Below are 26119 nucleotides of genomic sequence, written 5' to 3'. Positions count from 1 at the left end.
CGGGTGATGGTTCTCGGGTTTCCTGCACGTCCGGCGCCGCACGTAAACCGTGCGGCGCCGGACGGTCGAGGCTGTCGCCTCGGACGTATCGGTGACTCAGACGTTCACGCCGAAGTCCTGCGCGATGCCGCGCAGGCCGGAGGCGTAGCCCTGGCCGATGGCGCGGAACTTCCACTCCGCACCGTGCCGGTACAGCTCGCCGAAGACCATGGCGGTCTCCGTGGACGCGTCCTCGCTCAGGTCGTACCGGGCGATCTCGGCGCCGCCGGCCTGGTTGACGACGCGGATGAACGCGTTGCGCACCTGGCCGAAGGACTGCTGGCGGTTCTCGGCGTCGTAGATCGAGACCGGGAAGGTGATCTTCTCGACGTCGGCGGGGACGGTGGCGAGGTCGATCTTGATCTGCTCGTCGTCGCCCTCGCCCTCACCGGTGAGGTTGTCGCCGGTGTGCTCGACCGATCCGTCCGGGCTCTTCAGGTTGTTGAAGAAGATGAAGTGCGCGTCACTCGAGACCTTGCCGCCGCTGTTCAGCAGCATCGCGCTGGCGTCGAGGTCGAAGTCGGTGCCGGTCGTGGTGCGGATGTCCCACCCCAGACCGACGATGACCGCGGTCAGGCCGGGGGCCTCCTTGGTCAGCGAGACATTGCCGCCCTTGCTGAGGCTGACTCCCACGAGTCCTCCATTTGGTGTCCTGGGGCGGGGAGCCCCGTGGTGCGTGGATATCGGATCAACGATTCGATCCTAGTGACGGGTTCCCGCCCCCCGCAGGCCCTGGAACCGACAAATCACACGGTGTCGATCACGTCTCGATCACAGGGTGTCGAGCGCCTTCACGTACTCGGCCAGGTCACGGGCGTCCGGCAGGCCGTTGACGACGGTCCAGCGGACGACGCCCTCCTGGTCGATGATGAAGGTGCCCCGGACGGCGCAGCCCTTGTCCTCGTCGAAGACGCCGTACGCGCGCGAGACGTTGCCGTGCGGCCAGAAGTCGGACAGCAGCGGGTACTCCAGGCCCTCCTGCTCGGCGAATACGCGCAGGGTGTGGATGGAGTCGTTGGACACGGCGAGCACCTGGGTGTCGCGGTCGGAGAACTGCGGCAGGTTGTCGCGCACCTCGCACAGCTCACCGGTGCACACGCCGGTGAAGGCGAACGGGTAGAAGAGCAGCACGACGTTCTTCCGGCCACGGAAGTCGGACAGCCGGACGGTCGCGCCGTGGTTGTCCTTGAGTTCGAAGTCGGGGGCCTTGTCGCCGACCTGGAGCGTCATGTCCTGTTCGTCCCTTCGTAGGGTGGTTCGCTGGAACCACCCTACGCAGGAGTCATCGCGGGTCCGCGGACGGGCCGACGGCGGTCGGCCCGTACGGGGTCCGGGTGTGGTGCGGAGCCTGGCCGGCTACCGCTTGGACTTGGCGGCCTTGGGCGTAGCCAGCCGGCTGCCGCTCCAGTCCTTTCCGACGCTGACGCTCTTGGCCGCCGTCAGTCCGGCGGTCGTCGCGGCTTCCGAAATGTCGCTGGCCTCGACGTACCCCGAACGGCCGGTCTTCGGCGTGAGGAGCAGGATCGCCCCGCCCTCTTCGATGTACGTGGTGGCATCCACCAGCGCATCCGTCAGGTCGCCGTCGTCGTCACGGAACCACAGCACGACGGCATCGGCCACGTCCTCGTAGTCCTCGTCCACCAGCTCGCCCTCGACGGCGCCCTCAATGGCCTCGCGGAGCTCCTGGTCGACGTCGTCGTCGTAGCCGATCTCCTGGACCACCTGCCCGGGCTGGAACCCCAGCCTGACGGCAGGGTTCGTCCGCTCCTCCGCGTGGTCCGCGGTCGCGCTCACGGGTTGCCTCCTGATCATGTCTTGGTGAATATCTCAGCCACGCGCGTGCGCGCAGCATTGGCCGTAGTCCACACGGGCGGGACGGATCGCGCAAGTACCCGGCGACTGGGACCGCCGAAACGGTGACGATCCCGGCCGTGTCGCCGCAACTCCAGCCATGCCGTCCAGACCGAAGGTGACGTACACCACACCTTTCTGCCCCGTTTGCGTATTTGGGAACCACGTGTGGGTACGAGACTCGAATGAACGTGCCCCCGATTCCCATGGGGGAACCGGTTACCCCACGGTACAGATGACGTTTGCCCCCGCGAGGTACACGATGGGGAATCGGCGGGGAATCGGCGTAGACACCGGCAAAGTGGCCCTCTGACAGCGAAGGAACAGCGTGGCTTCCGCATCCGATCGCAGTGATCGCAATCCGATCATCATTGGCGGCCTCCCGAGTCAGGTTCCTGACTTCGATCCCGAGGAAACCCAGGAGTGGCTCGACTCCCTCGACGCCGCCGTCGACGAGCGCGGCCGGGACCGGGCCCGCTATCTGATGCTGCGGCTGATCGAGCGGGCCCGCGAGAAGCGCGTGGCCGTGCCCGAGATGCGCAGCACGGACTACGTCAACACCATCCCGACCAAGAGCGAGCCGTTCTTCCCCGGCAACGAGGAGATCGAGCGCAAGATCCTCAACGCCACCCGCTGGAACGCCGCGGTGATGGTCTCGCGCGCGCAGCGGCCGGGTATCGGCGTCGGCGGCCACATCGCCACCTTCGCCTCCTCGGCCTCCCTGTACGACGTGGGCTTCAACCACTTCTTCCGGGGCAAGGACGAGGGCGACGGCGGTGACCAGGTCTTCTTCCAGGGCCACGCCTCGCCGGGCATCTACGCGCGCGCGTACCTGCTGGACCGGCTGAGCGAACAGCACCTGGACGGCTTCCGGCAGGAGAAGTCCGCGGCGCCCAACGCCCTGTCGTCGTATCCGCACCCGCGGTCGATGCCGGACTTCTGGGAGTTCCCGACGGTCTCCATGGGCCTCGGGCCGATCGGCGCGATCTACCAGGCGCGGATGAACCGCTACATGCACGCGCGCGGGATCGCGGACACGTCGAAGTCCCACGTGTGGGCCTACCTCGGCGACGGCGAGATGGACGAGCCGGAGTCGCTGGGCCAGCTGTCCATCGCCGCCCGCGAGGGCCTGGACAACCTGACCTTCGTCGTCAACTGCAACCTCCAGCGCCTCGACGGCCCGGTGCGCGGCAACGGGAAGATCATCCAGGAGCTGGAGTCGGTCTTCCGGGGCGCCGGCTGGAACGTCATCAAGCTGGTGTGGGACCGCACCTGGGACCCGCTGCTCGCGCAGGACCGCGACGGTGTGCTGGTCAACCGGATGAACACCACGCCGGACGGGCAGTTCCAGACGTACGCCACCGAGTCCGGCGCCTACATCCGCGACCACTTCTTCGGCGACGACCACCGGCTGCGCGCGATGGTCGAGAACATGACCGACGACCAGATCCTGCACCTGGGGCGCGGCGGTCACGACCACCGGAAGATCTACGCGGCGTACAAGGCGGCCCTGGAGCACAAGGGCCAGCCGACGGTCATCCTGGCCAAGACGATCAAGGGCTGGACGCTGGGGCCGAACTTCGAGGGCCGCAACGCCACGCACCAGATGAAGAAGCTGACGGTCGACGACCTCAAGCGCTTCCGCGACCGGCTGCACCTGCCGATCTCCGACAAGGAGCTGGAGTCCGGCCCGCCGCCGTACTACCACCCCGGCCGGGACACGGAGGAGATGCAGTACATGCACGACCGCCGGCTCGGCCTCGGCGGCTACGTCCCGACCCGCGTCGTACGGTCGAAGCCGCTCGCCCTACCGGACGACAAGACGTACGCGACCGTGAAGAAGGGGTCGGGTCAGCAGTCCATCGCCACGACGATGGCGTTTGTGCGACTGCTCAAGGACCTCATGCGGGACAAGGAGCTCGGCAAGCGGTTCGTGCTGATCGCGCCGGACGAGTACCGCACCTTCGGCATGGACTCGTTCTTCCCGAGTGCGAAGATCTACAACCCGCTCGGGCAGCAGTACGAGTCCGTGGACCGGGACCTGCTGCTCGCCTACAAGGAGGCGCCGACCGGGCAGATGCTGCACGACGGCATCTCGGAGGCCGGCTGCACGGCCTCGCTGATCGCGGCCGGGTCGGCGTACGCCACGCACGGCGAGCCGCTCATCCCGGTCTACGTCTTCTACTCGATGTTCGGTTTCCAGCGCACCGGCGACCAGTTCTGGCAGATGGGCGACCAGTTGTCGCGCGGTTTTGTGCTGGGCGCGACCGCGGGCCGTACGACTCTGACCGGTGAGGGCCTTCAGCACGCCGACGGCCACTCGCAGTTGCTGGCCTCGACGAACCCGGCGTGCGTGGCGTACGACCCGGCTTTCGGCTTCGAGATCGCGCACATCGTCAAGGACGGCCTGCGCCGCATGTACGGCGCGGACGAGCAGCACCCGCACGGCGAGGACGTCTTCTACTACCTCACCGTCTACAACGAGCCCATCCGCCACCCGGCCGAGCCCGAGAACGTGGACGTCGAGGGCATCCTCAAGGGCATCCACCGCTTCAGCGAGGGCACGGGCGGCTCGATCCCGGCGCAGATCATGGCGTCCGGGGTCGCGGTGCCGTGGGCCGTCGAGGCGCAGCGGATCCTCGCCGAGGAGTGGAACGTGCGCGCCGACGTCTGGTCGGCGACCTCCTGGAACGAGCTGCGGCGCGACGCGGTGGCGTGCGAGGAGCACAACCTGCTGCATCCCGAGGAGGAGCAGCAGGTGCCGTACGTGACGCGGAAGCTGGCCGGCGCGCAGGGGCCGTTCGTGGCCGTGTCCGACTGGATGCGGTCGGTTCCGGACCAGATCGCGCGGTGGGTGCCGGGGACGTACCAGTCGCTGGGCGCGGACGGGTTCGGTTTCGCGGACACGCGCGGTGCGGCGCGGCGCTTCTTCCACATCGACGCGGAGTCGATCGTGGTGGGCGTGCTGAGCGAGCTGGCGCGTGAGGGGAAGGTCGACCGGTCGGTGCTCAAGCAGGCTATCGACCGGTACCGGCTGCTCGATGTGGCGGCGGCCGACCCGGGGGTCGCGGGTGGCGACGCGTAGCGCGTAGCGCGTAGCGCGTAGGGACAGGCGACACGGTGGGCGGTGGGGCTGCGGGCTCCGCCGCCCCCGCCCTTCGTCGTGCGGGGTTCCGCAGTGCGAGTGGGACGGCCGTGCGGGGTTCCGCGGTGCGGGTGGGACGGCCGCCGCGGAGGAACATCCTCGCGCCGGGTGATGTGGTGGACGGTTGTTCACGGCGACTTCGTGGGCAGCGTGAGCGGTGCCGGGGCGGGGGCGCGCGGTGCAGCCCGGCGCGGCAGCGTGAGCGGTGCCGGGGCGGGGGCGCGCGGTGCGGCCCGGCGCCACGGGGGTGCCGCGGCGCCCACGCGTGCCGCCCCCCGTGTCGCCGAGGGGCGGGCAGGCGGGTCAGGCCGGGCTCGTCAGAACATGCCGTAGCCCGGGGTTGCCGCTCCGATGAGCCGGAGCACCGCCAGGACCGTGTCGATGATGCCCAGGACCAGGGCGACCACGGCCGGTACCGGGCGGGAACCCGCCCAGCTTCGGCCCATGGCGAGCCAGCCGCAGACTATGGCGACGGGGCCGAGGACGATCCCCAGCACGAAGAACCCGGCGACCGCGCAGATGACTCCGACGACCGCGAGCGTCGCGCGATCCGGCCCGGTCCGTGACCACGTCCGGCCACGTGAGCGGGGGTGCCCGCGCGATCCTTGTCCGAAGCTCGACATCGTCAACTCCCTGAACTCCTCGTAGAGTTCGGGTACCCCGGTGCGGCGCCCTATGCCTGCCGCGAACGCGCTGCCTGCGCGCTGCCCCCCTCCAGCAGCGCGCCGCAGCTTCTCGCCCCCGTGCCCTGCGGAGGACTTGACCCACTGTGACCTGCGAGGTCCGTCGAAGGGGAGGGTTCTCCGGCCCTGTCACCCGGATTGGCGAACAGGGCCGGAGAGGGACGGAGCGGCACGGAGAGGGACGGACGCGCCCGGCGTTCCGTCAGATGTGGCCGACGCCCGCGCCCGCCTCCGCGTTCTCACCACGCTTGGTGAGGAACGCGACCAGCACGGCGACGGCCGCGACACCGGCGGCGACGAGCGAGGCCAGGCTCATGCCGGAGATGAAGGTGTCGTGCGCGACCTCCGTGACCTTCGCGGCCATCTGCTCCGGCATACCCTCGGCCACCGGCGCCGCGCCGACCTGGACCGCCTCGGAGGCCTGGTCCAGTTGTTCCGGCGCCAGCTTCGGCAGGCCGGCGTCCGCCCAGTTGCCCGCCAGGTCGCTGTCGACCTTGGAGGCCATCACGGCGCCCAGCACGGCCGTACCGAGGCTGCCGCCGATCTGCATCGCCGCCTGCTGGAGGCCGCCCGCGACGCCGGACAGCTCCATCGGCGCGTTGCCGACGATGACCTCGGTGGCGCCGACCATGACGGGCGCGAGGCCCAGGCCCAGCAGGGCGAACCAGAGCGACATGATGCCGCTGCCGGTGTCCGTCTCCAGCGTGGACATGCCGTACATGGCGAGCGCGGTGAACGCCATGCCGCCCGCGAGCGGGATGCGCGGGCCGACCTTGGTGATCATCGCGCCGGCGAGCGGCGAGCCGACGATCATCATGCCGGTGAGCGGCAGCAGGTGCAGGCCGGCGTCGATCGGGCTCATGCCGTGCACGTTCTGGAGGTAGAACGTCACGAAGAACAGGCCGCCCATGAAGGCGATCGCCATCATGACCATGAGGACGACACCCGCCGACAGCGGGACGGAACGGAACAGCGCCAGCGGGATCAGCGGCTCCTTGACCCTCGTCTCCCAGAAGGCGAACAGCCCGAAGCCCGCGACGGACACGACGAGGAACAACCACGTCTTGCCGTCGCCCCAGCCCCACTCGGGGGCCTTGATGAGCGCCCAGACCAGGCAGAACATCGCCGCGGAGAGCAGCGCGATGCCGAGGACGTCGAAGGAGCGCGGTGCGTTCTCCGCGCGGTGGTCCAGCAGGATCATGACGCCGAGGACGACGGCGAGGATGCCCACCGGCACGTTGATGAAGAACACGGACTGCCAGTTGACGTGCTCGACCAGCACGCCGCCGAGGATCGGGCCGCCCGCGGTGGAGGCGCCGATGACCATGCCCCAGATACCGATGGCCATGTTGAGCTTCTCGGCCGGGAAGGTGGCCCGCAGCAGGCCGAGCGCGGCCGGCATCAGCAGAGCGCCGAACACACCCTGGAGCACGCGGAAGGCGACGACCAGCGGAATGGTGTCGGACAGGCCGATGGCACCGGAGGCGGCGGCGAAGCCGACCACTCCGATGAGGAAGGTCTGCCGGTGCCCGAAACGGTCACCGAGCTTGCCCGCGGTGATCAGGGAGACCGCGAGGGCGAGGAAGTAGGCGTTGGTGATCCACTGGACGTCCGCGAAGCTGGCCTTCAGGTCGACCTGGATCGCCGGGTTGGCGATGGCCACGATGGTGCCGTCGAGGGCCACCATCATGACCCCTACAGCGACGGTGATGAGGGTGAGCCACGGGTGGCCGCGCAGTCCGCTGGCCGGCGCCGGGCCCAACGGGCCGGATGACGCTCCCCCGCCCCCCGCCCCCGTCTTGTCGATGGTGGTCTGACTAGTCATACATTCGAGGCTAATGACAGCCGCTGACACTTGACAAACCATTTCACCAGTCAGTAACTGACACGACATCTCCCGATAGCCTGAACTGCGGAAACGAACGGCGAGGCAACACGCCGGCGCCGACCCGAGGAGCGAACCTCTTGAACATGGCGGACACAGCCACCCCACCGGGCCTGCGCGAACGCAAGAAGCAGCGCACCCGGGACACGCTGCTGCGTTCCGCCCTCGAACTGTTCACCGAGCGTGGCTACGAGCAGACGACCGTCGACGACATCGCCGAGACGGCCGACGTCTCGCAGCGCACCTTCTTCCGCTACTTCGCCAGCAAGGAGGAGGCGGCCTTCTTCGTGTCGCGGCTCGCCGAGTCGCACTTCGTCGAGGCCGTACGCGGCCGACCGCCCGGCGAGGCGCCGCTGGACGCGATGCGCCACGCCCTCGTGGCGAGCTGGGACACCATCGGCGAGGCCGTCGAGCAACTGATCCCGCTCGAACTGCACATGCGTTTCTACCGGGTGATCGAGTCGACGCCCGCGCTGCTCGCCGCCCATCTGCGGCGCGCGACGGAGCTGGAGGAGGAGATCGCGCGCGTCGTCGCCGACCGCGAGGGACTGGACGTGGACGCGGACCCGCGGCCGCGCGTGGTCGTGGCCGTCTTCGGCGCGGTGATGCGGGTGACCGAACGGATCTGGTCGGCGCGGGACGACGCCAGTCTCGCGGCGCTGCGCGACCTGACCGCCTCCTACCTCGATCAGGTGGAACCCGCGCTCACCGGGAACTGGCGGAGCGACCCCGGTTCCGGTTCCGGCTCCGGCTCCGGCTCCGGCTCCGGCTCCGGCGGCGCCGAACAGCCCGGACGGGCGGATCCAACCCCGTAGCACACGACCGAAACGTGATCCATGTCACTGGATTCACGCGAGACCGTCCCGTTCTCCTAGTGTGTCCTCCCAGTGACTTCCTTCGACACCTCCCCGCAGCTGAACGTCTGGCGCGCACTGCTCGCCCTGGCCGTGGTGTTCGTGATGCTGGCGACCACCGGCTGGACCGCCCTGCGCAACCAGCGGGGTCCCACCGCCCTCGAAGCGTCGGTCACGGCCTGGGAGCACGGCCGGATCGACGGACGCCGACTGCCCGACGCGCAGGCGGCTCCCGCCCGGCTGACCCGCTTCTTCGCCTCGCTCACCCAATGGCAGCGCGCGAGCCTGGCCCGCCGCTACTCCCTCGCCGTCGGCAACATGAACGGCGCCCCCGTCGAACTGCGCTACCTCGCCAACCGCGCGGCGATCCGCAAGGCACGGGCCGTGGAGCGACTGCGCATGCATGACAAGCGCCTGTCCCTGTCCGGGCAGCGCGAGGCGGGCCGGCGGGCGCACGGCTACGACTCACTGCTGAACCCCGGCCGCCACATCCTCGCCTTCGACCCGGCGGGCTCGGGCAAGGTCGCCGAGGTGTTCGGGAACCTGAACCGCGCCGAGCGCGTCTCCGTAGTCGTGCCCGGCGTCGACACGGAACTGCTCACCTTCCAGCGCACCGACCGCAAGTACTCGGCGCCCGTCGGCATGGCCGAGTCGCTGTACACGGCCGAGCGCACGGCGAGCCCGGACACCCGTACGGCCGTGATCGCCTGGGCCGACTACACCTCCCCCAGCGGCCTCGGCATGGAGGCGGCGACGGCGACGCGCGCCGAGCACGGGGCCGTCCGGCTGAACGCGCTGCTGCGCGCACTGCCCGGCCGCTCCCCCGTCTCGCTGTTCTGCCACAGCTACGGCTCGGTGGTGTGCGGCCTCGCCGCCGACACGCTGCCCGGCCGGGTGACCGACATAGCGGTGGCCGGCAGCCCCGGCATGCGCGTCGAGAAGGCCACCGGCCTGCGCACCTCGGCCCGGGTGTGGGCGATGCGGGACGCCGACGACTGGATCCAGGACGTGCCTTACATGGAGGTCGGCGGCCTCGGGCACGGCGCCGATCCCGTGTCCGCGGCGTTCGGGGCGCGGGTGCTGTCCGCGCGGGGCGCCCAGGGGCACGGCGGCTACTTCGTACCGGGCACGGAGAGCCTGCGGAACTTCGCGCAGATCGGCGTTGGCGCGTACCGCACGCTGGCCTGCGCCGCACAGGACGACACATGCCGGGCGGGTTTGTCCGCAGCAGCGACGGCCGGACGCGCGTAGAGGCGCAGAAACTCCGGTTTGCACGGGGAGGGACGGAGGAGCTCGTGCCGCATACGATGAGCCGCATGGGTGACGTACTGGCCGGATTTCATGCCGCCTGGGAGTTCGAGTCCGACTCCGTGCTCATCCGCTACGAACGGGGGATTCGAACACCCAAGCTGTTCCAGGCGCTGGGGGAACGCCGCGTCCCCCTGGAGGCGATCGCCGGGGTGACGCTCACGCCCGGCAGGCGGGGCACCGTCGTGCTGCGCGTCGAGCCGCGCCCGGGCGCCGATCCGCTGATGGAGGCGGCGGCCGGACAGCTGAAGGAGGGCAGCGACCCGTACCGGCTGGTGCTGCCCGCCGAGCGGGAGACGCTCGCGGAGTACTACGCCGACGAGCTGCGGGGCCTGCTGAGCGAGTCCGGCAAGACCGAGCGGTACCTGGTCCCGGCGCCCGAGGCACCGCTGCACTTCAAGGCGTACGACGGCAAGGCGTCCTTCGACGGGACGTCGGTGACTTTCCGGTGGTTCTGGACGGGCGCGTCGTCGGCGAAGTGGAAGGCCGGCGACCAGACCTTCCCGGTCGCCGACCTGGGCGGGGTGGAGTGGCGGTCCCCGGAGGTGTTCGAGGGGTATCTGCGGCTGCTGCCGCGGGACGCCGCGGATCTCGCTCCGCAGGCCGACCAGGACCCCGCCTCGGTCGTGTTCGGGCTCGGGTACGGGCCGGTGCACGAGTCACTGCCGTTCGCGGCGGCGGTGCTGGCGGCGGTGCGGGACCGCGGCCCCGCGGTGCCGGTTCCGGTGCCCGCTCCCCGGCGGGATCCCGCGGACATCGCCGAGCGGATTCGGCACCTCGGGGAGTTGCATCAGGCGGGGCTGGTGACGGACGAGGAGTTCTCCTCGAAGAAGGCGGAGCTGCTGGCGGAGCTGTGACTACTCACGTCCGGCGGACGTGAACGACATGTCCGCGTAGCGGTCCCCCGCCACCTTGTCCGCGATCGGCTCCAGCAGGGACAGCTCCTGCTCGGTGAGGACGATCCGCGTCGCACCCGCGTTCTCCGCCACCCGCGCCGGCTTCCGGGTGCCCGGGATCGGGATCACCGGCAGGTCGTGCACCCGTGCCCGCTGCTGGGCCCAGGCGAGGGCGACCTGGCCGAGGGTGGCGTCGTGGGCCTCGGCGACCGTGCGGACCGGGTCGAGGAGGGCCGCGTTGGCCGCCGCGTTGTCGCCGGTGAAGCGGGGCTGCTGACGGCGGAAGTCGCCGGCCGTGAGGTCCTGGTCGGCGTTGGCGAAGGAGCCGGTGAGGAAGCCGCGGCCGAGCGGCGAGTACGGGACGAGGGCCACGCCGAGTTCGCGGGCGGCCGGCACCACGCCCGCCTCGATGTCCCGGCTGAACAGCGACCACTCCGACTGCACGGCGGCGATCGGATGCACCGCTTGTGCGGCCCGCAGCTCGTCGCCCGTCACCTCGCTGAGGCCCAGGTGCTTGACCTTGCCCTCGCGGACCAGGTCCGCCATGACGGCGACGGTCTCCTCGATCGGCACGTTCACGTCGCGCCGGTGCATGTAGTAGAGGTCGATCACGTCGACGTCCAGGCGGCGCAGGCTCGCCTCGACCGCCTGGCGGATGTACGGCGGGTCGTTGCGGATGATCCGCTTCGTCGGCTCGTCCGGCGGGATCGCCAGGGCGAACTTGGTCGCGATGACGACCTCGTCGCGGTGGGCCTTGAAGAACGGCGACAGGAACCGCTCGTTCTCGCCGGCGGCGTACGCGTCGGCCGTGTCGTAGAGCGTGACGCCCAGCTCCAGCGCCCGTTCCAGGGTCGTCCGGGATGCGTCGGCGTCCGATGGGCCGTATCCGAAGCTCATGCCCATGCAGCCGAGGCCCTGGACGCCCACCTCCGGGCCGTCGTCGCCGAGCCGTACCGTCGGGATCCTGCTGTCGGTCATCGGGTCCTCTCCTCTTCACGGGTGCGTCCGGCGTCCCCGTAGAAGCTGATCTTCCGGTCGAGTACGGCGAGGGTGTCCTGGAGCTCGGCCATCCGCGTCAGCACGTCGCGGCGCGTGGACTCCAGCAGTTCCCGCCGGTCGAGGTAGGTGCTCTCGCCCTCGCGCACCAGCTCCGCGTACCGGACCATGTCGGCGACCGGCATGCCGGTCAGGCGCAGTTTGCCGACGAAGTCGAGCCAGTCCAGGTCGCGGTTGCTGTAGCGGCGCTGCCCGGTGTGCGAGCGGTCGATGTGGGACATCAGGCCGATCCGCTCGTACCAGCGCAGCGTGTGGGCCGTCAGTCCGGTGAAGGCGACGACCTCGCTGATGGTGTAGTGGTCCTGCCCGTCGGGGCGCGGGTGGCGCCGGGGCGGGGCGGAGCAGATGTCTGTTCTGGTGGCGTTCGGCCCGAGGGTCTCGGCCGTGGTCTGCATCACCGTCATGCGCTCCACGCTATGGCCTTGGAGTGCACTCCAAGCAAGCGGCCACGGTAAGAAAGCGACGGTGAGCGGGCCGCCGCGGGCAAGGTGGGCGGGCCACCGCGGGAAATCCGCAGGACACGCGCCGCGGCCGGTCACTAGCGTGCCGGCATGAGTCTCGTACGCCGTGCCGTGGCCGAGGACGCGGAGGAAGTGCTCCGTCTGCGTCAGGTGATGATCGATTCGGTGAGCCCCGCCTCCCTCACCGACTGGCAGGCCGCGTCCCTGCCCGCCCTGCGGGCGCGGCTGGCCGACCCGGACGGGGAGTTCGCGGCGTTCGTCGTCGACCACTCCGAGCGGCCGGAGGAGCTGGCGGCGCTGGTGGTGGGCACGCTGGAGTACCGGATCGGGGGGCCGAACAGACCCGGCGGGCTGCTCGGGTACGTCTTCAGCGTCGCGACCGATCCGGACGCCCGGCGCCGCGGGTATGCCCGCGCCTGCATGGACGAGCTGCTGGAGTGGTTCCGGGAGCGGGGCGCGGGGCACGTCATGCTCACCGCGTCCCCCGACGCGGAGCCCCTCTACGAGTCCCTCGGCTTCACCCGCGACACGACCCCGTCGATGAGGCTGTACCTGTGAGCCTTAGGCTCGGTGGCATGTCCTTGAAGAGCCTCGCGTTGATCGAGAACTGGCCGGTTCCCACCGCCGCGGCGGGTGTCGTACGAGCCGACGGCACGATCCTGGGAACCCACGGCCCGGTCGGGCAGCGGTTTCCCCTCGCCTCGGTCACCAAGCCGCTCGCGGCGTACGCGGCACTCGTCGCGTACGAGGAGGGCGCCGTCGAGCTGGACGAGCCCGCCGGTCCCGCCGGGTCGACGGTCCGTCACCTGCTCGCGCACACCTCGGGCCTGGCCTTCGACGAGCACCGGGTGACCGCCCCGCCCGGGGAGCGCCGGCTGTACTCCAACGCCGGTTTCGAGCAGCTCGGCGACCACATCGCGAAGGCGGCGGACATCCCGTTCGCCGAGTACGCGCGGCAGGCCGTGCTGGAGCCGCTGGGCATGACGGCCACCGCCCTCGACGGCTCCCCGGCGAAGGACGGGGTGTCCACGGTCGAGGACCTGCTGCGGTTCGCCGCCGAGGTGCAGGCGCCGCGGCTGCTGGACCCGCGCACGGTCGCCGCGGCGATGACGGTGCAGTACCCGGGCACGAAGGGCGTACTGCCGGGCTACGGGCACCAGAACCCCAACGACTGGGGGCTGGGCTTCGAGATCCGCGACGCCAAGTCCCCGCACTGGACGGGCGCGTCGTCCTCGCCGCGCACCTTCGGGCACTTCGGTCAGTCGGGCACGTTCCTGTGGATCGACCCGGACGCCCAGCTCGCCTGCGTGGCACTGGCCGACCGCGCGTTCGGCCCCTGGGCGGCCGAGGTGTGGCCGCCCTTCACGGACGCGGTGCTCGCCGAGGTACGAGGCTGACGCACTCGAAGCACACCGCCTTGCCCCGCCTGGCGACCAGCTCCGTGGGCGCCGGCTCGGCGGCGTCCGACTCTCAACGTCCGCCTGCGGACCGGTTATGTGATTCACGCCACAAGGCTGCGACGCACTGCGTACGCTCGACTACGCACGGAAGCGAACGCCGTGAGGCGTTGCCGTCCGCAGTCCCGGAGTGAGGTGCCGCAGTGGCCAACATCCAGTCCCTCGACCCGACCGCGTCCCCGCTCGACTACTACGGCTGGGAACTGCGCCGCCAGCGCGAGGCGCACGGCCTCCGGCAGGGGCAGCTCGGCGAGATCATCTTCTGCACCGGCTCACTGGTCGGCCAGATCGAGACCACGAAGAAGGTCCCGACGCGGGACTTCTCCGAGCGGGTGGACGCCGCCCTGGGCACGGACGGCTTGTTCTCCCGGCTGATCGGTCTGGTCCTGCGCAGCCAACTCCCCACGTGGTTCCAGCCGTACGCGGAGATGGAGGCGAAGGCGGCGTACATCTCCACGTACCAGGCGCAACTGGTGTACGGGTTGTTACAGACGGAGGAATACGCGCGGGCGGTGCTCAGCGTGGAAGGCGGCAACGAGATGGTCGCCGCCCGGATGGAACGCCAGCGCATCCTCCATCGCGAGCAGCCACCCGCGCTCTGGGCCATCCTGGACGAGGCCGCCCTGCTGCGGGAGATCGGCGGGCGGGACGTCATGCGCGGGCAACTCGCGCACTTGTTGACCTTCGCAGCCGCCCCCTGGGTCCAGATCCAGGTCCTGCCGCTTGCCACGGGCCAACACGCGGGCATGATGGGTACGTTCACGCTGCTGAGGTTCGACGCCGACCCCGACCTCTTCTACATGGACGGGTACGACCGTGGGCACATGACCGCCAGTCCGCACGTGATCAAGGAACGCTCATTCGGCTACGCTCGGCTGCAAGCCTCAGCCCTCTCCCCCGAGGACTCGGCGAGACTGATCACCCGCGTGATGGAGGAACGCTATGCGACCCCGCACAGCACTGAGCAACGTTGAGTGGCGCAAGTCCAGTTACAGCGGAAGCAACGGCGGTGACTGCGTCGAGTGCACCGTCACCGATGGTGCCGCCTGGCGCACCTCCTCGTACAGCGGAAGCAACGGCGGCGAATGCGTCGAGGTCGCCGAGAACTGCCCCACCCGCTCCGTTCCCGTGCGAGACAGCAAGAACCCGGCCGGTCCGGTCGTCACCGTCGGCGCACACGCCTGGCAGGCGTTCGTCAACGGCCTGCGGTAGTCCGGGCAGCGCCTGTCGGCCGACGGTACCGAGAGGCGCGTTCCGGACAACCTCCATCGGTCGACTCCGCCGACCGGGACAGCATTCCCGCAGGTGAAACACGGGACCCACACGTAACCATCACCACTTCTCCACAGTCGCGTTTCAGTCGGATCCCGCTCGCGATCTTGTGACGTGATCATGACGCGTGCCTAAAGTAACCCGGCGTGCCGGGTGGGAGGCCTTCTCTCCCGGTGCGCGGTCACTGGACGGCCGTGGACCGCCGCAGGCGTGGTGAGGGAGTTTCGTCGTGCCTTCCGTCTCTTCGTCCGGGGCGTCTTCGTCCGTCTCTGTCCTCGACGAAGGATGCTCCAGTGCGTCTCAGACGTCCCCGCAGACCATCTGACGGCCCGCCCGGCAGATCCGGCGCCCGGCGATTGCATGTTGCGTCTCTGCCCCTCGTACCCCTGACGGTGATCGGCGCCGTACTCGCCGGACTCATCGGCCCGGAACCCCCTTCCGACGATCCTCTGCCCGGCTCCAGTACCGTCGCCGACAGTTACGACGGTTTCGACGCCGATGCCGCCGAGCAACTGCGGCAGGACCAGTGCCTGATGGCCGACTCCCTGCGGCTCGGCGGACCGCAGATGCACACCCTGGCGCGAAACGCGCTGGACAGGACGCCGGAACAGTTGCGCCTCGCGGCGAATCGCGAGTACTGGACCGACTCTCCGCTGGCAGTGGCTTTCCAGAAGGACAAGACCGCCTTCGACCAGAACAACAGCGCGCTCGGTGTACGGGTCAACGCCTGGCAGGAGCCCTTGGACGGGCTGTCGTACCCAGGCGGCTTCACGTCCGAGGCCGACTTCTACTGGCCGCCCGGTGTGCCCTCCGGTGAGGACTTCTTCGGCCAGGTCGGCTACTCGAAGTGGCTCGGGGAGCAGTACTGGAAGGATGAGAGCCTCTTCTACAAGGATCCGACCCCGGTGGCCGACGAGGCAACCGTCCAGGCGGTGAAGAAGCTCGGAGCCCCGCTCTACGGCGACCCCGATCCGTCTCTGCCGAGTGACGAGTGGCAGCAGGCGTACGCCGAGAAGCAGGCGTTCGGCGAACTGACCGACGGTCGCTACGAGATGGGGGCGGACGACGCTCGGCTCTTCCTGTCCTCCGGTGGCTTCCCTCGTACCGCCCCCGAGCCCGGCAGTCTGCCGTTCCGTCTGGCTGTCGAGGACCTCAAGACGCGGTTCGCGGCCTGCGCGTGGCGCAACCCGATCGACCCGAGCAGGGTGCTCGGCAAGGTGGTGGCCACGGCGTCGGCGGAGTGGCAGCAGGAGATCTCCGCACAGTCCGTCCAGCGCGGTGAGATCGTCGACGCCAACCGGGACGCGACAAAGGCATTGGCGACGGGTGCGAAAGCACTCGGGGAGATGCTGGGCCAGTCCTGGACCGCCGACCACCTGGCCCGTTGACAGGACTACTGGTCAGCCGGTGGTGCGGGCTGGATCGGTGACAGCCCGATGATCGTCCACATCCACGCCGCCTCCGACAAGTGCCTGGAGGTCGCGGGCAACTCGAAGGCCGACGGCGCCGTGGTGCAGATGTACACCTGCAACGGCGGCGCCAACCAGAAGTGGCGGGTCGACGGCAACTCACTGGTGAACGTCAACTCCGGCAAGTGCCTGGACGTAAACCGCGACGGGACAGCCGACGGCACGCGTATCCAGCAGTGGACGTGCAAGCAGAACGGCGCCCAGGGGTGGGAGTTCACCCCCAACCGCACCACCCAGCTGCGTAACACGGGCAGTGGCAAGTGTCTGGACCTGCACACCTACGCCAACAGCCAGGACGCGTGGCTGTGGCGATGCAACGGCACCGACCCGCAGAAGTTCGACATCGTGCCGTCCGGGCACAACGGCACGGACGATCTCGACTATCCGACATCCGGTCAGTTCGCCCAGGCGACCAAGGGCATCACTGGTGCCCGGACCAAGGCCGCCGAGCAGCTCGGGTTGATCAGGCGGCAGGCTCAGATCGCCGGCATGGCGGCAGCAGACTCCGGCGAGTCCCTGAACACCGCATACGCCATCGCCGACAGCGCGGGCTCTCCCCGAGGCCGAGCCCTGCTCATCGGCCAGCAGAAGGACCAGGTCACCAAGGCGTCCTCCGCCGCACTGAACGCAATGATCAAGGCCGGCGAAACGGCGTTGGCCGCCACCAAGGCCTCCGCCGGGGACAGCGCGACCATCGCCGCACGGGCAGTGACGCAGGCCGCCGGTACCCAGGCCGCCTTCCGCACCGCCGCCGCCCAGGCGGCCAAGGAGCAGGCCAAGGCCGCGGCGGAGGCAGCCGCCGTCCAGGCGAGCAACGCCAAGGCCGCCCGCGACACCGCGAAGGCCAAGCTCACCGAGACGCAGAACGCGGAAGCCGACGCGAAGGCCGCCGCGGCCACCGCCCACGCCGAGCGACTCGCCGCCGAGAAGGAAGAGGCCACCGCCAAGGCGGAGAAGGAGACCGCGGCGCAGAAGCAGGCCGAGGCCGCGCAGCACAAGACCAAGGCCCAGCAGCACGCGACCGAGGCCAAGGACGCCAAGGAACGGGCGGAGACCGCCGACACCACCGCCACTGAGAAGCGCAAGGGCGCAGAGGCGGCCCGCGACAAGGCGAAGGGCCTTCGCGACGACGCCTGGGACGCCGAGCAGAAGGCGAACGCCGCCCGCGCCAAGGCCGACGCCAAGGAGGCGTACGCCCAGGCCTCCGAGGCCGACGACAATGCGACGGAGGCCCGCAAGGCAGCCGACGACGCCGATGCCGCCGCCGACGACGCCGAGACGGCGGCCGTCGCCGCACGCTCCGAGGCGGACAAAGCGACCCAGGCCGCGGCGGATGCCGACGCGGCTGCCACCAAGGCGGAGGCCGCGGCCAAACGGGCCCGAGCCCACTCCGACGCCGCCCAGGCCGCCAAGCTGACGGCGGACGCCGCGGTCAGGACCGCGACCAGTGCGGCGGCCGATGCCATCAAGGCGTCCAAGACCGCCGCGACGGCGGCCCGTACGGCGGTGGAATTGGCCGACGACGCGGAGCAGCACGCCGCCGACGCCAAGAAGGAGGCGGACGCGGCCAAGGGCGAAGCGGCCGCCGCGCTCGCCGGCGCCAACGAGTCCACGGGCTACGCCTACACCACCGCGCAGGCGGCGGTGGACGCCGGCAACTCGGCCGCCCAAGTCGCGGCGCCCGCGAACGACGCCATCCAGCTCGGGTCGCCGTATGTCACCACCGACTCGGCCGCCGGACTCGCTGTACTGACCGGACAGTCGTCGAAGACGATCGCCGAACAGCAGCAGGCCGTCGCCGAGGCACACGCACAGAACGCGGAGGAGTCGGCCGCCCAGGCACAGAGCGTGGCCAACGCGGCAAGTGGTGACGCCAAGGCCGCCTACACGCTGGCCGCCGAGGCCCTCGGCTACGCGGCGGACGCCCGCGACTCCGCCAAGGAGGCTCTGGGGTACTCGGCGGAAGCAGCCTCCTACGCATCCCAGGCGGCACAGTCACTCACCCGCACCATCGCCTACGACACCCAGGCCACCAAAGACGCGGCAGCGGCAGCCGGCGCGGCCGGCCGGGCCGAGGGCCACGCGAAGGACGCCCGCGACTCCGCCGACGATGCCGCCCTGGACGCCGAGGCAGCCCGCACCGCGGCAACCGAGGCCGAACAGGCCGCCAAGGACGCCCGGGACGCCGCCGACCACGCCGCAACCGAGGCAGCGGCGGCGGAGGAGGCCGCCAAGGACGCCCAGAAGTACGCCGAGTCGGCTCAGCAGGCGGCCGAGCAGGCCGAGAAGGAGGCAAACGCAGAACAGATCGACAAGGGAACGGTCGTCGACCAGGCCGGTGTTCCCATCGGCAACTTGTTCTACGTGGTCGACCACATCGAAAAGATCGGCGAGCCGCAGGTCGTGAAGCAGTCGGACGGCTGCGAGGGCTTGATCGACGAACTCTTCTACAACGGCGACTGCACCCTCACCACGAAGCTCCGCTACAAGCAGACGTTCGACCTCTACCTCTGCACGGCGGAGGACCTGGACTCCTCGCAGTACATGTGCCCCTCCGGCGCGACGGTCTACCTCGGTGAGTACACCTCCGACGAACTGTCCACCGAGGTCACCCACACCATCACGATCGCCGAGTACCAGAAGGGCGTCGACCCGGTCGACATCCTCTTCGGCAGCTGGATCAAGTGCGCCCAGAAGATCGCCCCGGGCGGCGCGAGTGGCAGCGGAAGCGGCTGCGCCTGGGCTCTGGTGGACGTCGCGAGCCTGTTCGCCGGCAAGATCCTCCGGCCCATCGCGGACGCGGTCAAGGCGGTCGACGCCGCCGCGAAGACCGGTATCCGCTTCACTGACGCCTACAAGGCCTTGCGTTCACTCGGTCTGCCCGAAGCCGCCGTCGCAGGCATCACCAGAGCGTCCTTCCAGCAGCTGAGGACTCTGTGCTTCAAAGGCAGCTTGCCCGCAAAGACACGCGGTCTCCAGCCCGTTCACGTGCCCGCGGGAGAGACTCCCGTCCTCGCTCGTAACGTCAACTGTCCCGCCTACATCGACGTCTATCCGAGCGGACTTGGGATCGTCGCCGACATCGACAAGGACGGACTCGTCTCGTTCGTGATCAAGGCGGGCAAAGATACACCGAGGGGTAGTGAAATGTTCAACGCTGCACTCGCCCACTACGGCAACAATGTGAAGGGAGTCAAGGCGTACTGGCAGAATGGCGGCGACCTGAGCGATAATCTCGATTCCTTCAACGCCGCCGTCCGAGGTGGCGCGTCACTCGAAGAGGCGGCACTGGCGACGTTCACCGGAAAGATGTCCCAGAGAGCGGGATTCTCCAATGTGGAGATAACTGAGCTCAGGGGCATGCCAGGCCACTACACGAACGTGGGCGCGGCCTTCCGGTAGAGAGCACCCGATCACAAACTGCCACGCATGTGTCGGGATGGGCTTCACACGGATGGAGCCCATCCCGGCACACTTTAGAATCACTCAAGAGCACACAAGAAGAGGCTGAGTCCAGGATGAACGAGCTGGAGAAGATTGCAGGCGAGCTGCAAGCGGCCCACGCCGAAGGGATGGACGCGGTGGAACTTGCCTTGCTTTCCCGAGAGAAAATGGGAGCGACGTTCGGCGTCATCTCATTCGTTGCCGCCTTCCGTCACGCGTTCGGCATCCCTCTACCCGTATTGCAGCGCGCTCAGGCATGGGAGCGATTCGGCTGGGGAGACACGCATATAACAGACGAGGAGTTCCGTGCTGCCCTTTCGCCATGGTTGACGGCGCGTCAGCAGCAGGACGACTGAGGTCGAGACCGCCCGGCGTCTTCACGGCCCCGTCGAAGCGAAGCCGTACCGACTTCAGCGGGGCCCCCCTGTCACCCCGCCGCCATCTCCCACACCAGCACCTCCCCGTCCACCACAGCCACCGCGTCCACCCCCTCCGCGTCCGTGACGCGCGCCGCGTCGCCCGCGCCCAGTTCCTCGCCGTCCAGGCGCACCGCACCCCGCACGACGTGGACGTAGACGTACGCCCCGTCCGGCACCGCCGTCCGCTCCCCCGCCGTGAGGCGGCGCACGTGGAGCATCGCGCCCGCCTCGGGGACGGCGTACGGGGTGGAGTCGGCGATACCGCGGACGATCTCGTAGGCGGGGTCGCCGCCGGGGTCGCGTGGGGCCAGCCACATCTGGACGAAGGTCAGGGGCGCGGGGCCTTCGTTGCGCTCGACGTGGCGGACGCCGCCCGCCGAGCTGAGGCGCTGCACGTCCCCGGCCCGCACGGTCGTCTCGTGGCCCGCGGTGTCGCGGTGGGTCAGCTCGCCCTCGGCCACCCACGTGACGATCTCGGTGTGGCTGTGCGGGTGCTCGTCGAAGCCGGCGCCGGGCGCGAGGCGCTCCTCGTTGCAGGCGATCAGCGCCCCGAAGCGCAGGTTGCCGGGGTCGTAGTGGGGTCCGAAGGAGAAGGCGTGCCGCGACTCGATGCCGGCCGCCGCGTCGCCTCCGGAATAGCGCTCGTCGGCGCGCCGTACGTCCATCACGTCGTCCACCGTAGACCCGGCGACACGCTCACCCGTCCCGATAAGGCAGTCTTGTCCACGTGCCCGAACCCGAAACCAGCATGCCCGAGCCCGGGGCGCACGCCGTCCACCCGCACACCGCGACCCTGAAGCGGCTGGAGCAGTCCTCCGGGTCGCTCGCCGCGCAGGCCATCGCGCGGATGGACGAGACGCTGCCGTGGTACCGGGCCATGCCACCGGAGAACCGTTCCTGGATCGGGCTGGTGGCCCAGGCGGGCATCGCGGCCTTCACCGAGTGGTTCCGGCGCCCGGACGCCCCGCAGGCCATCTCCACCGACGTCTTCGGCACCGCGCCGCGCGAGCTGACCCGGGCGATCACGCTGCGGCAGACCGTCGAGATGGTGCGGACCACGATCGAGGTCATGGAGTCCGCGATCGACGAGGTCGCCGCCCCGGGCGACGAGTCGGTGCTGCGCGAGGCGCTGCTCGTGTACGCCCGGGAGATCGCCTTCGCGACCGCCCAGGTGTACGCGCAGGCCGCCGAGGCACGCGGTGCCTGGGACGCGCGGCTGGAGTCCCTGGTCGTGAACGCCGTGCTCAGCGGGGAGGCCGACGAGGGGGCCGTCTCCCGGGCCGCCGCCCTGGGCTGGAACTCGCCCGAGCACGTGTGCGTGGTGCTGGGCACCGCTCCCGACGGTGACTCCGAGCTGACCGTGGAGGCCATCCGGCGCGCGGCCCGGCACGCCAAGCTCCAGGTGCTGACCGGGGTGCTCGGGGACCGGCTGGTGGTGATCGCGGGTGGCAGCGACAACCCGCTGGCGGTCGCGAAGTCGCTGATCGGGCCGTTCGCGCAGGGCGCCGTGGTGGCCGGTCCGGTGGTGCCGGACCTGCTGGCCGCCACCCGGTCCGCGCAGGCCGCCGCGGCCGGGCTCAAGGCGTGCACCGCCTGGCCGGACGCGCCGCGCCCGGTGCTGGCGGACGATCTGCTGCCGGAGCGCGCGATCGCCTCCGACCCTTCGGCCCGCGTGCAGCTGGTGGAGGAGATCTACAGACCACTGGAGGAGGCCGGGGCCGCGCTGCTGGAGACGCTCAGCGTCTATCTCGAACAGGCGAGCAGTCTCGAGGGCGCCGCCCGGATGCTCTTCGTTCACCCGAACACCGTGCGCTACCGGCTCCGACGTGTGACTGACGTCACCGGATGGTCACCCTCTGATGTACGGTCTGCGTTCACACTGCGGATCGCGCTCATCCTGGGGCGTCTGGCCGATAGAGATCAGCAACTCTAAGCTTTTGTCGGGGGCCCACAAAACCCCCTCGTGTTCTTCGTCCCTGTCCTCACGGGCGGTCGTGGCCGTCCTCAAGAGAGAGTGTGAGAGTGCTCGTACTCGTCGCTCCCGGCCAGGGCGCCCAGACGCCCGGCTTCCTGACTGACTGGCTCGCCCTTCCCGGTGCCGCGGACCGCGTCGCCGCGTGGTCCGACGCCATTGGACTCGATCTCGCCCACTTCGGCACGAAGGCCGACGCGGACGAGATCCGTGACACGTCCGTCGCCCAGCCGCTGCTGGTCGCCGCCGGAATCCTCTCCGCGGCGGCACTCGGTACGTATTCATTTGCCGCTGACGCGGCGGGGACGGACCTCGCGCCGGGCGCGGTCGCGGGCCACAGCGTCGGTGAGATCACCGCCGCCGCGTTCGCGGGCGTCCTCGACGACACCGCCGCGCTGACCCTCGTACGCCGTCGGGGCCTGGCCATGGCCGAGGCCGCCGCGGTCACCGAGACCGGCATGTCGGCGCTGCTCGGCGGCGACCCCGAGGTGAGCGTGGCGCACCTGGAGAAGCTCGGTCTGACCCCGGCGAACGTGAACGGCGCCGGTCAGATCGTGGCGGCCGGCACCATGGAACAGCTGGCCGCGCTGAACGACGACAAGCCCGAGGGCGTGCGCAAGGTCGTCCCGCTGAAGGTGGCCGGCGCGTTCCACACGCGTCACATGGCGCCTGCGGTGGACGCGCTCGCCGAGGCCGCGAAGGCGCTCACGCCGGCCGACCCGAAGGTGACGTACGTCTCCAACAAGGACGGGCGGGCCGTCGCCACCGGCGCCGAGGTGCTGGAGCGCCTCGTCGGCCAGGTCGCCAATCCGGTCCGCTGGGACCGGTGCATGGAGACGTTCAAGGAGCTGGGCGTCACCGCGCTGATCGAGGTGTGCCCGGGCGGCACGCTGACCGGGCTGGCCAAGCGCGCGCTGCCCGGGGTGAAGACGCTGGCCCTCAAGACACCCGCCGACCTCGACGCGGCTCGCGAGCTCGTCGCCGAGCACGGCCAGCAGGCCTGACAAGGAGCGCGAGAGCATGTCGAAGATCAAGCCCAGCAAGGGCGCCCCGTACGCGCGCATCCTCGGCGTCGGCGGTTACCGCCCGACCCGGGTCGTGCCGAACGAGGTGATCCTCGAGAAGATCGACTCGTCCGACGAGTGGATCCGCTCGCGCTCCGGCATCGAGACGCGGCACTGGGCGTCGCCCGAGGAGACCGTCGCGGCGATGTCGATCGAGGCCTCCGGCAAGGCCATCGCGGACGCCGGTATCGACGCCTCGCGGATCGGCGCCGTGGTCGTCTCGACCGTGTCGCACTTCAGCCAGACCCCGGCCGTCGCCACCGAGATCGCCGACAAGCTCGGCACCGACAAGGCCGCCGCCTTCGACATCTCGGCGGGCTGCGCGGGCTTCGGCTACGGTCTGACCCTCGCCAAGGGCATGATCGTCGAGGGCTCGGCGGAGTACGTCCTGGTCATCGGCGTGGAGCGGCTCTCGGACCTGACCGACCTGGAGGACCGGGCCACGGCCTTCCTGTTCGGCGACGGCGCCGGCGCGGTCGTGGTCGGCCCGTCCCAGGAGCCGGCGATCGGCCCGACGGTCTGGGGTTCGGAGGGCGACAAGTCCGAGACGATCAAGCAGACGGTCTCCTGGGACCGCTTCCGGATCGGCGACGTCTCCGAGCTGCCCCTCGACTCCGAGGGCAACGTCAAGTTTCCTGCGATCACGCAGGAGGGCCAGGCGGTGTTCCGCTGGGCCGTGTTCGAGATGGCGAAGGTCGCGCAGCAGGCGCTGGACGCGGCCGGAATCAGCCCGGACGACCTGGACGTCTTCATCCCGCACCAGGCCAACGTGCGGATCATCGACTCGATGGTGAAGACGCTGAAGCTGCCGGAGCACGTCATGGTCGCCCGTGACATCCGCACCACCGGCAACACCTCGGCCGCCTCGATTCCGCTCGCGATGGAGCGGCTCCTGGCGACCGGCGAGGCCAAGAGCGGCGACACCGCGCTCGTCATCGGCTTCGGGGCGGGTCTCGTCTACGCCGCGACGGTCGTTACCCTCCCCTAGGCACTCCGTGCCGGATCACGCGGTCCGGAACGGAGACCAGCAACACCTGCCGCCGACGCGGCGGGCCGCCACACCCTCTGAAAACAACGAAGGAGCGCCATCATGGCCGCCACTCAGGAAGAGATCGTCGCCGGTCTCGCCGAGATCGTGAACGAGATCGCCGGCATCCCGGTTGAGGACGTCCAGCTGGACAAGTCCTTCACCGACGACCTGGACGTCGACTCGCTGTCCATGGTCGAGGTCGTCGTCGCCGCCGAAGAGCGCTTCGACGTCAAGATCCCGGACGAGGACGTCAAGAACCTCAAGACGGTCGGCGACGCGACCGAGTACATCCTCAAGCACCAGGGCTGATCACCCGATCACTGCCTCTGGGCTGACTGCCCCGCCACCCGGCGGTGGCGCCGTACGAATCCGTATCCCGTTGGAGAAAGAATTCCCGTGAGCTCGACCAATCGCACCGTGGTCGTCACCGGTATCGGCGCAACCACACCGCTGGGTGGCGACGCAGCCTCTACCTGGGAAGGCCTGGTCGCCGGCAAGTCCGGCGTCAAGCCCCTGGAGCAGGAGTGGGCCGCCGACCAGGCGGTCCGCATCGCCGCACCGGTCGCCGTGGACCCCTCCGAGGTCATTCCGCGGCCCCAGGCCCGCCGTCTGGACCGTTCCGCCCAGTTCGCGCTGATCGCGGCGCAGGAGGCCTGGAAGGACGCCGGTTTCACCGGCAAGGCCGGCGAGGCGGCCGCGGCCGAGGGCGGCAGCGTCGACCCCGACCGGCTCGGCGCGGTCATCGCCTCCGGCATCGGCGGCGTGACGACCCTGCTCGACCAGTACGACGTGCTCAAGGAGAAGGGCGTCCGCCGCGTCTCCCCGCACACCGTCCCCATGCTGATGCCGAACGGCCCCTCGGCCAACGTGGGCCTCGCCGTGGGCGCCCGGGCGGGCGTGCACACGCCGGTCTCCGCCTGCGCGTCGGGCGCCGAGGCCATCGGCTACGCCATCGAGATGATCCGCACCGGCCGCGCCGACGTCGTCGTCGCGGGTGGCACGGAGGCGGCGATCCACCCGCTGCCCATCGCCGCGTTCGGCAACATGATGGCGATGTCCAAGAACAACGACGACCCGCAGGGCGCCTCCCGCCCCTTCGACACCGGTCGCGACGGCTTCGTCCTCGGTGAGGGCGCCGGCGTCCTCGTCCTGGAGTCCGCCGAGCACGCCGCGGCACGCGGTGCCCGCGTCTACGCGGAGGCGGTCGGCCAGGGCATCTCCGCCGACAGCCACGACATCGTGCAGCCGGAGCCGGAGGGCCGCGGCATCTCGCACGCCCTGCAGCACCTGCTGGACAACACCGACCTGGACCCGGCCGAGATCGTGCACGTCAACGCGCACGCCACCTCGACGCCGGCCGGTGACATCGCCGAGCTGAAGGCGCTGCGCAAGGTGCTCGGCGACGACGTCGACCACATGGCGGTCTCCGGCACCAAGTCGATGACCGGTCACCTCCTCGGTGGCGCGGGCGGCGTGGAGTCCGTCGCGACGGTGCTCGCCCTGTACCACCGGGTGGCGCCGCCGACCATCAACGTCGAGAACCTCGACCCCCAGGCCGAGGCCGCCGCGGACATCGTCCGGGGCGAGGCCCGGAAGCTGCCCGTCGAGGGCCGGATCGCCGCGCTGAACGACTCGTTCGGTTTCGGCGGCCACAACGTGGTGCTGGCGTTCCGGACGGTCTGAGCCACATCCGTACGTACGTGAAGGGCCCCCACCGGCCTTGGGTTCAAGGGGTCGTCGCAACACCGCCTGGTTTCAGGTGGTGAGTAGATCACGTAGACGCTCGGCTGGGGTATCCCAGCCGAGCGTTTTGC

At 70.0% G+C, this 26119-nt stretch carries 22 protein-coding genes and 1 pseudogene; 15 read left to right on the top strand and 8 right to left on the bottom strand.

Features of this window, described 5'->3' with window-relative positions; genetic code table 11:
* Positions 1–96: 96 nt before the first annotated feature.
* The 3 genes from ACFCZF_RS10275 to ACFCZF_RS10265 form a co-directional block, all read right to left on the bottom strand.
* Positions 97–672, bottom strand: a complete 576-nt coding sequence (locus tag ACFCZF_RS10275; RefSeq protein WP_310873586.1) for a calcium homeostasis/redox stress adaptation protein — start codon at positions 670–672, stop codon at positions 97–99.
* A gap of 138 nt (positions 673–810) precedes the next feature.
* Positions 811–1269: a peroxiredoxin gene (locus tag ACFCZF_RS10270; protein ID WP_375919862.1), complete on the bottom strand. Its 459-nt coding sequence runs from the start codon at positions 1267–1269 to the stop codon at positions 811–813.
* 126 nt (positions 1270–1395) lie between these two features.
* Positions 1396–1833 carry a DUF3052 domain-containing protein gene (locus ACFCZF_RS10265; RefSeq protein WP_279563571.1) on the bottom strand — a complete coding sequence of 146 codons (438 nt, stop codon included), beginning with the start codon at positions 1831–1833 and terminating at the stop codon, positions 1396–1398.
* Positions 1834–2218: 385 nt separating this feature from the next.
* On the opposite strand from ACFCZF_RS10265, the gene aceE reads away from it, so the two are divergent.
* Positions 2219–4975, top strand: a complete 2757-nt coding sequence (aceE, locus tag ACFCZF_RS10260) for a pyruvate dehydrogenase (acetyl-transferring), homodimeric type (RefSeq protein ID WP_376671296.1) — start codon at positions 2219–2221, stop codon at positions 4973–4975.
* Between the two features lie 377 nt (positions 4976–5352).
* Here aceE and ACFCZF_RS10255 read toward each other — a convergent pair whose 3' ends face one another.
* A complete protein-coding gene (locus tag ACFCZF_RS10255; protein WP_376671295.1) occupies positions 5353–5658 on the bottom strand; it encodes a small hydrophobic protein in 306 nt (101 codons plus the stop codon).
* A gap of 262 nt (positions 5659–5920) precedes the next feature.
* Positions 5921–7543, bottom strand: coding sequence for an MFS transporter (locus ACFCZF_RS10250; RefSeq protein ID WP_375919871.1), 1623 nt, complete (start codon positions 7541–7543; stop codon positions 5921–5923).
* A gap of 146 nt (positions 7544–7689) precedes the next feature.
* Between ACFCZF_RS10250 and ACFCZF_RS10245 the strand changes: the two genes are divergently transcribed.
* The 3 genes from ACFCZF_RS10245 (at position 7690) to ACFCZF_RS10235 (ending at position 10622) form a co-directional block, all read left to right on the top strand.
* Positions 7690–8418: a TetR family transcriptional regulator gene (locus tag ACFCZF_RS10245; protein WP_376671294.1), complete on the top strand. Its 729-nt coding sequence runs from the start codon at positions 7690–7692 to the stop codon at positions 8416–8418.
* A 72-nt stretch (positions 8419–8490) separates the two neighbouring features.
* Positions 8491–9708 (top strand): alpha/beta hydrolase, encoded by a 1218-nt coding sequence (locus tag ACFCZF_RS10240; protein WP_376671293.1) that lies wholly within the window; start codon positions 8491–8493, stop codon positions 9706–9708.
* Between the two features lie 65 nt (positions 9709–9773).
* Positions 9774–10622 (top strand): DUF4429 domain-containing protein, encoded by an 849-nt coding sequence (locus ACFCZF_RS10235; protein ID WP_376671292.1) that lies wholly within the window; start codon positions 9774–9776, stop codon positions 10620–10622.
* Here ACFCZF_RS10235 and ACFCZF_RS10230 read toward each other — a convergent pair whose 3' ends face one another.
* Both ACFCZF_RS10230 and ACFCZF_RS10225 read right to left on the bottom strand, forming a co-directional pair.
* Positions 10623–11639, bottom strand: a complete 1017-nt coding sequence (locus tag ACFCZF_RS10230) for an aldo/keto reductase (RefSeq protein ID WP_376671291.1) — start codon at positions 11637–11639, stop codon at positions 10623–10625.
* Entirely contained in the window at positions 11636–12121 is a 486-nt protein-coding gene (locus tag ACFCZF_RS10225) for a MerR family transcriptional regulator (RefSeq protein ID WP_375919885.1), read from the bottom strand. Before ACFCZF_RS10225 ends, ACFCZF_RS10230 begins: the two co-directional genes overlap by 4 nt.
* Positions 12122–12268: 147 nt before the next feature.
* On the opposite strand from ACFCZF_RS10225, the gene ACFCZF_RS10220 reads away from it, so the two are divergent.
* The 6 genes and pseudogenes from ACFCZF_RS10220 to ACFCZF_RS10195 all read left to right on the top strand — a co-directional run bounded on the left by ACFCZF_RS10220 (position 12269) and on the right by ACFCZF_RS10195 (position 20176).
* The gene (locus ACFCZF_RS10220) at positions 12269–12736 is read left to right on the top strand and encodes a GNAT family N-acetyltransferase (protein ID WP_376671290.1); all 468 of its coding nucleotides are present in this window, start codon (positions 12269–12271) and stop codon (positions 12734–12736) included.
* Between the two features lie 17 nt (positions 12737–12753).
* A complete protein-coding gene (locus tag ACFCZF_RS10215; protein WP_376671289.1) occupies positions 12754–13575 on the top strand; it encodes a serine hydrolase domain-containing protein in 822 nt (273 codons plus the stop codon).
* Positions 13576–13778: 203 nt separating this feature from the next.
* Positions 13779–14609 (top strand): helix-turn-helix domain-containing protein, encoded by an 831-nt coding sequence (locus ACFCZF_RS10210; protein WP_376671288.1) that lies wholly within the window; start codon positions 13779–13781, stop codon positions 14607–14609.
* Positions 14578–14847: a DUF397 domain-containing protein gene (locus tag ACFCZF_RS10205; protein WP_376671287.1), complete on the top strand. Its 270-nt coding sequence runs from the start codon at positions 14578–14580 to the stop codon at positions 14845–14847. The genes ACFCZF_RS10210 and ACFCZF_RS10205 overlap by 32 nt, the downstream gene beginning before the upstream one ends.
* A gap of 353 nt (positions 14848–15200) precedes the next feature.
* Positions 15201–19778: pseudogene (locus tag ACFCZF_RS10200) on the top strand (RICIN domain-containing protein).
* A gap of 116 nt (positions 19779–19894) precedes the next feature.
* Positions 19895–20176, top strand: a complete 282-nt coding sequence (locus ACFCZF_RS10195; RefSeq protein WP_376671286.1) for a hypothetical protein — start codon at positions 19895–19897, stop codon at positions 20174–20176.
* A gap of 71 nt (positions 20177–20247) precedes the next feature.
* On the opposite strand, the gene ACFCZF_RS10190 is transcribed toward ACFCZF_RS10195, so the two are convergent.
* Positions 20248–20904 carry a pirin family protein gene (locus tag ACFCZF_RS10190; RefSeq protein ID WP_376671412.1) on the bottom strand — a complete coding sequence of 219 codons (657 nt, stop codon included), beginning with the start codon at positions 20902–20904 and terminating at the stop codon, positions 20248–20250.
* Between the two features lie 62 nt (positions 20905–20966).
* Here ACFCZF_RS10190 and fasR point away from each other — a divergent pair, with 62 nt between their 5' ends.
* The 5 genes from fasR (at position 20967) to ACFCZF_RS10165 (ending at position 25988) form a co-directional block, all read left to right on the top strand.
* On the top strand, positions 20967–22172 hold the full coding sequence (gene fasR, locus ACFCZF_RS10185; protein WP_376671285.1) for a fatty acid biosynthesis transcriptional regulator FasR: 1206 nt from the start codon (positions 20967–20969) through the stop codon (positions 22170–22172).
* Positions 22173–22261: 89 nt separating this feature from the next.
* A complete protein-coding gene (locus ACFCZF_RS10180; protein WP_376671284.1) occupies positions 22262–23215 on the top strand; it encodes an ACP S-malonyltransferase in 954 nt (317 codons plus the stop codon).
* A 16-nt stretch (positions 23216–23231) separates the two neighbouring features.
* Entirely contained in the window at positions 23232–24263 is a 1032-nt protein-coding gene (locus ACFCZF_RS10175; protein ID WP_376671283.1) for a ketoacyl-ACP synthase III, read from the top strand.
* Positions 24264–24365: 102 nt separating this feature from the next.
* Positions 24366–24614, top strand: coding sequence for an acyl carrier protein (locus ACFCZF_RS10170; RefSeq protein ID WP_073951948.1), 249 nt, complete (start codon positions 24366–24368; stop codon positions 24612–24614).
* An 87-nt stretch (positions 24615–24701) separates the two neighbouring features.
* Positions 24702–25988 (top strand): beta-ketoacyl-[acyl-carrier-protein] synthase family protein, encoded by a 1287-nt coding sequence (locus ACFCZF_RS10165; RefSeq protein WP_375919904.1) that lies wholly within the window; start codon positions 24702–24704, stop codon positions 25986–25988.
* Positions 25989–26119 lie beyond the last annotated feature (131 nt).

Source organism: Streptomyces sp. NPDC056296 (assembly GCF_042268605.1).
Classification (GTDB): Bacteria; Actinomycetota; Actinomycetes; order Streptomycetales; family Streptomycetaceae; genus Streptomyces.
This window is presented reverse-complemented; position numbering and strand designations above follow the sequence as displayed.